10 protein-coding genes are annotated in these 10,440 nt (G+C 55.5%); 3 read left to right on the forward strand and 7 right to left on the reverse strand.

Going from position 1 to position 10,440, the window contains the following annotated elements:
• The 7 genes from ABYT07_RS15885 to glpD form a co-directional block, all read right to left on the reverse strand.
• A partial coding sequence (locus tag ABYT07_RS15885; protein ID WP_372993012.1) for an ABC transporter substrate-binding protein occupies nt 1-1,095 on the reverse strand: 1,095 nt, incomplete at its 3' end.
• A gap of 71 nt (nt 1,096-1,166) precedes the next feature.
• Nucleotides 1,167-1,439 carry a DUF2160 domain-containing protein gene (locus ABYT07_RS15890; protein WP_372993013.1) on the reverse strand — a complete coding sequence of 91 codons (273 nt, stop codon included), beginning with the start codon at nt 1,437-1,439 and terminating at the stop codon, nt 1,167-1,169.
• A 12-nt stretch (nt 1,440-1,451) separates the two neighbouring features.
• Nucleotides 1,452-2,288 carry a carbohydrate ABC transporter permease gene (locus ABYT07_RS15895; protein ID WP_372993014.1) on the reverse strand — a complete coding sequence of 279 codons (837 nt, stop codon included), beginning with the start codon at nt 2,286-2,288 and terminating at the stop codon, nt 1,452-1,454.
• Nucleotides 2,288-3,160 (reverse strand): carbohydrate ABC transporter permease, encoded by an 873-nt coding sequence (locus ABYT07_RS15900; RefSeq protein WP_372993015.1) that lies wholly within the window; start codon nt 3,158-3,160, stop codon nt 2,288-2,290. The genes ABYT07_RS15895 and ABYT07_RS15900 overlap by 1 nt, the downstream gene beginning before the upstream one ends.
• Before the next feature lie 53 nt (nt 3,161-3,213).
• Nucleotides 3,214-4,293: an ABC transporter ATP-binding protein gene (locus ABYT07_RS15905; RefSeq protein WP_372993016.1), complete on the reverse strand. Its 1,080-nt coding sequence runs from the start codon at nt 4,291-4,293 to the stop codon at nt 3,214-3,216.
• Nucleotides 4,294-4,305: 12 nt separating this feature from the next.
• Nucleotides 4,306-5,394: an ABC transporter ATP-binding protein gene (locus ABYT07_RS15910; protein WP_372993017.1), complete on the reverse strand. Its 1,089-nt coding sequence runs from the start codon at nt 5,392-5,394 to the stop codon at nt 4,306-4,308.
• 21 nt (nt 5,395-5,415) lie between these two features.
• Entirely contained in the window at nt 5,416-7,029 is a 1,614-nt protein-coding gene (gene glpD / locus ABYT07_RS15915) for a glycerol-3-phosphate dehydrogenase (RefSeq protein ID WP_372993018.1), read from the reverse strand.
• Between the two features lie 291 nt (nt 7,030-7,320).
• Here glpD and ABYT07_RS15920 point away from each other — a divergent pair, with 291 nt between their 5' ends.
• From ABYT07_RS15920 to ABYT07_RS15930, 3 genes are read left to right on the forward strand one after another with little or no spacing between them, the layout of a single operon-like run.
• Complete coding sequence (locus ABYT07_RS15920; protein ID WP_372993019.1) at nt 7,321-8,079, forward strand: DeoR/GlpR family DNA-binding transcription regulator; 759 nt, start codon at nt 7,321-7,323, stop codon at nt 8,077-8,079.
• 21 nt (nt 8,080-8,100) lie between these two features.
• Nucleotides 8,101-8,979 carry a carbohydrate ABC transporter permease gene (locus tag ABYT07_RS15925; protein WP_372993020.1) on the forward strand — a complete coding sequence of 293 codons (879 nt, stop codon included), beginning with the start codon at nt 8,101-8,103 and terminating at the stop codon, nt 8,977-8,979.
• On the forward strand, nt 8,979-9,779 hold the full coding sequence (locus ABYT07_RS15930) for a carbohydrate ABC transporter permease (RefSeq protein ID WP_372993021.1): 801 nt from the start codon (nt 8,979-8,981) through the stop codon (nt 9,777-9,779). The genes ABYT07_RS15925 and ABYT07_RS15930 overlap by 1 nt, the downstream gene beginning before the upstream one ends.
• Nucleotides 9,780-10,440 lie beyond the last annotated feature (661 nt).

Raw genomic sequence — 10,440 nt, forward strand, 5'->3', positions numbered from 1 at the left:
CAAATCGGGTTCGACGGATGCTGCGGTAAAGGCCGTGTACCAGAACATCTGCTGGGCGACGTTACCTTGGGCAGGGATTGGACCCGCTTCAGAGAATGTCATACCGGCAGCGGCAGGCGGGGAATATTTTTCCAGCCATTCGATTGCTTTGGTCACAGCATAAACAGCCGCTGGCCCGTTTGTGGCACCACCACGCGCAACACACGACCCGACGGGCTGCGATTTTTCGTTAACGCGGATACCCCATTCGTCGACGGGCAGACCGTTTGGTTCGCCCACGTCACCGGCACCCGCCATGGACAGCCACGCGTCAGTATAGCGCCAGCCAAGCGACGGGTCTTTCTTGCAGTAGTCCATGTTGCCAAAAACGTCGCCTTCGACGCCAAGACGCGACAGGTCGCGACCGGTGAAGAATTCAGCGATGTCCTCGTATGCGGACCAGTTGACCGGAACACCCAGATCATAGCCATATTTCTCTTTGAAATCCGCCTTGTTCTGTTCGTCGTTGAACCAGTCATAGCGGAACCAATAGAGGTTCGCGAACTGCTGGTCCGGCAGCTGGTAGACCTTTCCATCGGGACCCGTGGTAAAGGACAGACCGATGAAGTCTTCCAGATCCAGATTTGGGTTGGTCACAGCCGCGCCTTCGCCCGACATCCAGTCGGTCAAGTTGCGCGCCTGCTGATAACGCCAGTGGGTACCGATCAGATCAGAGTCGTTGATATAGGCGTCATAGATGTTTTCGCCCGACTGCATTTGCGTTTGCAGCTTTTCGACAACGTCGCCTTCACCGATCAGGTCATGGGTGATTTTGATACCGGTGATGGCCTCAAATGCGGGTGCCAGAACGGTGGATTCGTATTCGTGGGTCCCGATTGTTTCGGATACCACGTTGATTTCCATGCCCGCAAAGGGCTTGGCTGCGTCGATAAAGAATTGCAGTTCTGATTCCTGTTCAGCGCGCGTCAGTGCCGACAAATCACCGATTTCGCTGTCCAAGAACGCTTTGGCGGCCTCCATGTCGGCGAAAGCGGGTGCTGCAAACATGCAGGCCGCAAGCCCGATGGCCGTGGTCCCTTTTAATCGCAAGTTCATTGTGTTCCTCCCTAGATAGAACGTTTAAGGGTGCCGGTTCTTGCACGCCGGGGCCCTCTTTTGGCTTTTGTTTAGACCCAGCGAAACACCGCCACGGCATAAATAAAGCACACGATCAGCGCCCCCCACTGGGGCGTGCTGAGCAGTCCAAGCCAAGCCAGATTGATAAAGGCAGAGCCCAGTAGCGTGATGAACAACCTGTCACCCCGCGTCGTTTCGATCCCTAAGACACCGTTACGCGGTACTTCGGGGAATTTGATTGCCAGCACCGTAAAGGTGATCAGCGTGACCGCGATGATTGCGAAGAAAGCGGCGGTCGGCCATGTCCATGCCATCCATTCCATTAGGTTTCTCCCTTAGACGCGCCCAAGGGCAAAACCCTTGGCGATGTAGTTGCGGACAAAATAGATGACCAAGGCACCCGGCAGGATCGTCAGCACACCCGCTGCGGCCAGAACACCCCAGTCGATCCCTGCGGCCCCCACGGTACGGGTCATGGTGGCCGCGATCGGTTTGGCATCCACGCTGGTCAACGTGCGGCTTAGCAGCAGTTCAACCCACGAGAACATGAACAGGAAGAATGCCGTGACGCCAATGCCAGACGCCACCAGCGGCGTGAAGATACGGATGAAAAAGCGCGGGAACGAATAGCCGTCGATATACGCCGTCTCGTCTATTTCCTTGGGCACGCCGCGCATGAACCCTTCGAGGATCCAGACCGCTAGGGGCACATTAAACAGGCAATGCGCCAGCGCCACGGCGATGTGCGTGTCGAACAGACCGACCGAGCTGTAAAGCTGGAAGAACGGCAGCGCGAACACCGCAGGCGGGGCCATCCGGTTGGTCAACAGCCAGAAGAACAGATGCTTGTCGCCCAGAAACGTATAGCGGCTGAACGCATAGGCCGCAGGCAAGGCAACCAGCAGCGAAATCACCACGTTCATCACCACATAGGCCATCGAATTCAGATAGCCGGTGTACCATGACGCGTCGGTCAGGATCGTCACATAGTTCTCAAGGGTCAAATCCTGCGGCCAAAGGCTGAACCCGTTCAGGATTTCCGTGTTGGTTTTCAGGCTCATGTTCAGCAGCCAGTAAATCGGCAGCAGCAAGAACAGCAGGTACAGCCCCATCACCACAGCACTGCCGTTTATCCGAAAACCACCGCCGCGCTTTTGTGCAATATCAGACATCAGTGGCCATCCCTTTTATCAAGGTTCGTCATCACGGTGTAAAACACGTATGAAATCAACAAGATCACGAGGTAGTACATGATCGAGAACGCCGCTGCGGGGCCAAGGTCGAACTGACCCAACGCCATCTTGACCAGATCAATCGACAGGAAGGTCGTCGAATTGCCCGGCCCGCCCCCAGTGACCACAAACGGTTCCGTATAGATCATAAAGCTGTCCATGAAACGCAGCAGGATCGCGATCATCAACACGCCCATGATTTTGGGCAATTCGATGAAACGGAAAACCTTCCAACGGCTGGCTTGGTCAATCTTGGCGGCTTGGTAATAGGCGTCAGGGATCGACTGCAAACCCGCATAGGCCAGCAGCGCCACCAGCGATGTCCAGTGCCACACGTCCATCACCACAACGGTAATCCACGCTGCATAGAAATTCTGGGTATAGTTATAATCAACCCCCATCGCATCAAGCGTATAGCCCAGCAGGCCGATATCCACGCGTCCGAAGATTTGCCAGATTGTGCCCACCACGTTCCACGGGATCAGCAAGGGCAGTGACATCAAGATCAGACAGACAGACGCCCAAAACCCTTTTTTCGGCATGTTGAGGGCGACGAACACGCCCAACGGAATCTGGATGAACAGGATAATCGACGAAAACGCAATCTGGCGGCCCAATGCATCCCACATCCGTTCCGAGGACATCAATTCCTTGAACCATTCCAGTCCTGCCCAGAAAAACTGGTTGTTCCCAAACGTGTCTTGAACCGAATAGTTCACCACAGTCATCAGCGGGATCACCGCCGAGAAAGCGACAAGCACAAGAACCGGCAAGATCAGGAACCATGCCTTTTGGTTGACGGTCTTATTCATCACGGCTTCCTTTCGTGGTGGACAGGCGGGGCGCGTTGGGCAAAACGATCATATCAGGCCACCATCGGCGCGATGCGCCAGCTGTCTGAATAGATGTTGATGCCTGCGGGATCGAAAACGATCCGGTTCATATCGGGCGAAATATTTTCGCCTTCTGCAACGATCACGTTGATCTCGGAGCCTTGGAAATCGGCGCGCACGATCTTGTGGCGGCCAACGTCTTCGACGCGTTTGATGGTCACAGGCAGACCTGTGTCCCCTGCGGCCAGCGACGTGAATTCAGGGCGCACCCCGATCTCGACCTTACCGGTCGGCGTACCAAACCCCTTGCCCAGCGAAATCTGCGTGCCGCCGACAACGGCCTTGTCACCTGTCACTTGCGCCTCAAGCACGTTCATGCCGGGCGAGCCGATGAAATAGCCCACGAATGTATGTTCGGGCGTCTCGAACAGTTGCTGCGGCGTGCCCATCTGCACCACGCGCCCGTCATACATCACCACAACCTTGTCAGCAAAGGTCAGCGCCTCGGTCTGGTCATGGGTCACATAGATCATGGTATGGCCAAATTCATGATGCAGCGACTTGAGCTGTGTGCGCAATTCCCACTTCATGTGCGGGTCAATCACGGTCAGCGGTTCATCGAATAACAACGCATTCACGTCCTCGCGGACCATCCCGCGCCCCAGTGAAATCTTTTGCTTTGCATCCGCGGTCAACCCGCGTGCCTTGCGGTTCAACGTGTCTTCCATGCCGATCATCGCGGCGATCTGCTGAACGCGGTCCTTGATATAGGCCGGATCAGCGCCGCGGTTGCGAAGCGGAAAGGCCAGATTATCACGCACGGTCATGGTGTCGTAGACCACCGGAAACTGGAACACCTGCGCAATGTTGCGCTGCGTCGTCGGTTCCATCGTCACGTCACGGTCGTTGAACAGGATGCGCCCCTGACTGGGGTGCAGCAGACCTGAAATAATGTTGAGCAGCGTGGACTTGCCGCAGCCCGACGACCCCAACAGCGCATAAGCTTCGCCGTCGGCCCAATCGTGGTTAAGCTCTTTCAGCGCGTAATCTTCTTCGTGCGCAGGGTTGGGCAAATAGGAATGCGCCAGATTATCAAGGGTGATCTTTGCCATGGTATCTCTCCCTCAAGCTGCGGTTGCGTAGGATGCAGCGGCAACGGATGCGCCATTTTCTGCAAAAATATAGATGTGTTTGGGATCAAGATAGACGTTCAGCGATGTACCGATCTTTAGGTCCTTGACCCCGTGCACAAGGCCGACCCAATTTTCGCCGTGGTGGTCCAGATGCACAAAGGTCTCGGAGCCGGTGATTTCGGTGACATTCAGTTTCCCAGTGAACTCCAACGCATCGGGTGAATGTTTTTGCAGCTCAAGATGGTTGGGCCTGAACCCCGCCAGATAGGCACCATCGGCCAGCGGTGCCAACGCGCCCGAGGCCGCAGCAGACACGCCGTCGCCGAAAACCACGCGGTCGCCAGACTTGCGGATCTTGAGGAAATTCATCGGCGGATCAGAGAAAACGCGCGCTGTCGTGGCATCCACGGGTTGCCGATAAACGAAGGGGGTTTGGCCGAATTGGGTGACCCTGCCCTCCCACATGGTGGCGGTGTTGCCCCCCAGCAAAAGCGCTTCTTCGGGTTCGGTGGTCGCGTAAACAAAAATGGACCCGGCTTCTTCGAAAATCTTAGGAATCTCGGCGCGCAATTCCTCGCGCAGTTTATAGTCAAGATTGGCCAAGGGTTCATCCAGCAGCACAAGGCCCGCATCTTTTACCAACGCCCGTGCAAGTGCACAGCGCTGCTGCTGACCGCCCGACAGTTCAAGCGGCTTGCGGTCCAGCATGCCAGATAGTTTCATCAAATCAGCGGCCTTTTTCACCGCCTTGTCAATCTGATCAGCGGTCTGGCCCAGCAACCGCATGGGGCTGGCGATGTTGTCGTAAACCGTCATCGACGGGTAGTTGATGAACTGTTGATAGACCATCGCCACACCGCGATCCTGAACCCGCATGCCGGTGACATCCTTGCCGTCCCAGATCACCTTGCCGGTGTTTGGCACATCCAGCCCCGCCATCAGACGCATCAGCGACGTTTTCCCAGACGATGTCGGCCCAAGCAAAACGTTCATCGTGCCCGACGACAGCTCCAGATCGGTGGGATGTATATGCGTCTGGCCATTCACGACCTTGGACACGGCTTGCAGAACAAGTGACATTTCTCTTTCTCCCTGCGCAGTCTAAACTGCGGTTGGCACAGACGGCATGGCAACCGCATCGGCAAGCGACGCGTCCAACCAAGTGTCGAGCCTATCAATTTCCTGCTTTGTCAGCCTCAGGCCCAACTTGGACCGGCGCCAGACAATGTCTTCGGCACTGCGCGCAAATTCTTTTTCAACCAGCCAGCTGGCCTCGCGTTCGGTCAGATCCGCACCGAAATCCTGCCCCAGATCGGCTTTGGTCTTGGCTTCGCCCAGCACATCAAACGCTTCTACTCCATATGCTTTGACAAGGCGCGCCGCCCAGCGCCCGGACAAGAACGGAAATTCCGCCATCAGCCGATCGTTCAGCGCCGCGACCCCATCAACCGGAAAATCACCCCCCGGCAATGGCACGCCAGCCGTCCAGTTCTGACCAGTGGCTGGCAAAAACGCCGCGATCTTTTCCAGCGCGGATTCAGCCAGCTTGCGATATGTCGTGATCTTGCCGCCGAACACATTCAATATCGGGGCACCGGCAGACTGATCTATTTTCAAAACATAGTCGCGCGTTGCCGCCGTGGCCGAACTAGCCCCGTCGTTATAAAGCGGTCGCACCCCCGAATAGGTCCAGACGACGTCACCATCAGTTACCGGTTTCTTTAGGTATTTCGACGCGAATCCCAAAAGGTAGGCTTGTTCTTCGGGCGTGCAAACCGGCTTGGCGTTTGCATCAGTGTGATCGGCATCCGTTGTACCGATCAGGGTAAAGTCGGTCTCGTAGGGGATCGTGAAAATGATCCGACCGTCTTCGCCTTGGAAAAAATAGCATTTGTCGTGATCATACAGCTTGTGAGTCACGACATGACTGCCCCGAACCAACCGCACACCTTCGGTCGAATTGATGCGCACCGTGTTCCGGATCACGTTCTCGACCCAAGGGCCACCCGCGTTGACGATCATACGCGCAACGATCACGCGCTGTTCACCTGTGTCTTGCGCCTCGACGGTAACGCGCCAAAGACCTTCCACCTGTTCAGCAGAGACCACTTTGGTTCGGACATTGATCCGCGCGCCACGATCTTGGGCATCGCGTGCATTCAGAACCACCAACCGGCTGTCTTCAATCCAGCAGTCGGAATACTCATACGCCTTTTCAAAGCGGTCCTGCAAAGGGGCCCCCTCGGGTGAACCGGCCAAATTCAAGGATGTCGTCCCCTTGAGAATTTTGCGGCCCCCGAGATTGTCATAAAGAAACAAGCCAAACCGGATCAGCCACGCGGGACGGCGCCCTTTCATCCAAGGCATCACGATGCTTAGGACTTTTGACGTCGGTGTGTCGCCCTCGAACCGCATGTCCGGATGATAGGGCAGCACAAAACGCATGGGCCAGCTGATATGCGGCATGGCGCGCAGGAGGGTTTCGCGTTCAATCAACGCCTCGCGGACAAGGCGGATTTCCCAATATTCAAGATAGCGCAATCCGCCATGAAACAGTTTGGTCGACGCAGAAGACGTCCCCGAGGCGAGATCATTCATTTCTGCCAGTTCGACGGTCAAGCCACGGCCAACAGCATCACGCGCGATTCCGCACCCGTTGATGCCCCCACCAATGACAAAAAGGTCGACGATTTCGTGATCCTCACGCGTGCCCAATGACGCCCCCCCTCGCAGCTTTGCTCCGCCACGGCCTCCCTGCCTTTGACGTCGGGATACTAAGCACCACGACACACCCCGGGTCAATAACGAATGTTCGAAAATGTTCGCTTTACGCTACATGGTTGAATAGTATGCTCTTTTCCATTCGCAATCGCGCAGAGATTTACATTTTCTTGCGATGAGGTCGATTCGCCCCCTTGACGAGAGGACCAAGTCGTTGATTGTTCAAAAACCGATGTGGCCTGCAAGAGCGTCCGTCAGGCCCCGCAGCTTCTAAAGGATAAAGCTTTGGTCTCGAACTTCAGACAACAAGAGATACTGGAACTTGCGCGCAAAGAAGGCAAAGTCACCGTTGACGGCCTTGCCGAGCTTTACGACGTGACGGTTCAGACAATCAGACGCGATTTGTCCGAACTTGCCGAAACCGGGCGACTGTCGCGGGTTCACGGCGGGGCGGTCATTCCGTCAGGGGTCATAAACATCGTCTATGATGAACGCCGCCGCCTGAACGAAGACGGCAAGAAAGCAATCGCTGTGGCCTGTGCGGCATCCATCCCTGATGGGGCATCGGTTTTCATGAACATCGGGACAACCACCGAAGCCGTAGCGCGCGAACTTCTGGATCACGAAAACCTGTTGGTCGTCACGAATAACCTGAACATCGCAAACACTCTTGCGGCCAACCACAGTTGCGAAATCATCCTCACCGGCGGGGTTTTACGTCGCGCGGACGGCGGGCTTGTCGGTGGATTGACCGCAGAGATGGTGAAACAGTTCAAGTTCGATTTTTCCGTCTTGGGATGCTCTGCCATAGACGAAGACGGTGACCTTTTGGATTTTGACGGCCAGGAAATTCTGGTCAGCCGCAGCGCGATCCAGCGGTCCCGAAGCGTGATGGTGGTGGCCGACCACCACAAGTTCGAACGCAAAGCCCCCCTTACGATTTGTTCCCTAAGCGATGTCAGCCGCCTGTTCACCGATGGGACGCTCCCCAAAAAGCTGATGGAAGACTGCAAACGCTGGGGCACGGACGTGGTGAATGTCTAACGCAGACTACCACCCCGCCCCATGAAGGATCGCACGAACACCGGATGGATATTTGTGCTGCCCGCCGCACTGCTTTTGGGGCTTGTCGGGCTGATCCCGCTGATCACGGTCATAAACTATTCATTCTTCGAGATCTTCATTCTGGACCAGCGGTTCTGGGTCGGCACAGAATGGTACAGCGACATCATCGGCTCTGGAAGGTTTTGGTCCAGCTTTGGGCGCAGCGCGCTGTTTTCGGCGCTGGTTTTGTGCATCCAGATCCCCTTGGGCATCGCCATTGCGCTTTGCATTCCGCAACGCCAATTCTGGATAGGATTGGCCTTGGCAGGGATTGCGCTGCCGTTGCTGGTGCCTTGGAACATGATCCCCTCGCTCTGGCTAAGCGTCTTGAACCCTGACACAGGGCTGATAGGGCGCGTTCTGGCGAGCTTTGGATGGACAACTGACTGGAAGCTTTCGGTCATTCAAACATGGGCTGTCCTGTTGGTGATGGACACATGGCATTGGACCAGCCTTGTCGTGATCTTGTGCTATTCCGCTCTGACCACGATCCCTGCCCCCTATTACCAAGCCGCGAACATTGATGGCGCTGGCCCTTGGCAAGTGTTTCGCCACATCCAACTGCCCAAATTGCAGCATGTGCTGCTGATGGCGATCTTGCTGCGGTTCATGGATTCTTTCATGATCTATACCGAGGCGTTTCCAATCAACGCCGGTGGCCCGAACGGTGCAACGATGTTCCTTGCCGTCGATCTGGGAGAGGACATCAAAGCCTTCAATTACGGACCTTCGGCGGCGCGTTCTGTGCTGTATTTTCTGATCGTGCTGACGGTGGCTTGGGTCTTTACCAAGGGCCAAGGCAAGATCGACACACCCGCCCCCTCCGGGGGGAGGGAATGATGCGGCGTGTGCTCCCCTTTTTTAAAGCGGCAGGTTTGATCCTGTTCCTGATTTTTGTCTGCCTGCCCCTAGTCCAGATGACGCTCATCAGCTTTGTCGCCACCCTGCCCCGGCCTGATACTACCGTGGGCAGCCTGACTTTCGGGAACTACGCCAACATCCTAAGCGACCCGACCCTGCGGTCCGCCTTTGGCAATTCGATTGCCTATGTATTGATCAACATCTGCATTACAGTCCCTGTCGCCATTCCAGCCGCCTATGCCTTTTCGCGGATGTCGTTTCTGGGCGACAAACACCTGTTTTTCGCCTTCATCGCCTTCCGCATCACGCCGCCGGTGGTGCTGACTTTGCCTGTTTTTCAGCTGTTTTCAGCACTTGGTATCACAAACTCGGTCTTTGGCATCGCTTTGGCGCATTGTTTGTTCAATCTGCCCATCTCGATCTGGATTTTGCAGGGCTTCATATCCGCCATTCCCAAGGAACTGGACGAAACGGCATTTCTGGACGGCTATTCAAAACCGCGTTTCATCTGGACTTTCCTTTTGCCGCAGATTGCACCTGGAATCGCGGTAACCGCCTTCTTTTGCTTCATGTTCTCTTGGGTCGAAGTCGTTTTCGCGCGGATCCTGACAACCACGAACGGCAAGCCGATCAGCATGGCCATCAATGCCCTCTTCGGATTTCAAACAGACATCGGTCTTGTGATGGCGGTTACAATGGCATCAATGATCCCCGGTGCCATCTTGGTGTTCTCAATGCGCCATCACTTGTCGCGCGGCTTTAAGGTTGGCAGGATTTAGCTCTGATGCCTAGGGGTTTTAAAGGCAATCGAAGGTATCGATATATCGAGAACGTGTCGATGCTGTGCTCTTTGGGTCGGTGTCGCGGGCATAGTTGATCAGGATGTGGTAGGATGCAAACTTGAGCCCATGTGCAGAAATGTCGTCACAATTCTGAACCCTATGTGCCTTGAGGTTGGATATCCTAAAATCATCAGTGCCGAAAGCGACAGCGAGTTTGTCTCTATCGAGATGGATTTGAGGGCGAACCTGCGCAGCGGCGTGCTGGATCTCTCTGGTCCCCGAAGTTCTACAGACAGCGGCTACATCGCCTAGTCCCTTCCCGCGCACCTGAGCGCAAACCGCTTCATGAGCTTAGGGGTACTTGCGAACAGTCCGGCTCTTCGCAGAGGCCCTGCACCGTTTCCGCCTTATGCTGCGTATCTACTTCAACTCGGTGGTGGTCCCGCGCCTCCGAAAGAGCCGTATTCATCCTTGTCTCCGAAAGAGGCAGAATGGATGTCGCACGAAAAATCGATACAAGTCTATTTTCTTTAAGATTTTCGGCACTGTTCTGTCGTAAACGCTGTTGGATATAGAATGGACGTGTTTTTTCCGACCACCTCAGTGTCGAATTCTCTCCGACTTCGACCACTATGCGACCTTACTTTTTCGAGTTTCG

The sequence above is a fragment of the Sulfitobacter sp. genome, assembly GCF_041552635.1.
GTDB lineage: Bacteria > Pseudomonadota > Alphaproteobacteria > Rhodobacterales > Rhodobacteraceae > Sulfitobacter.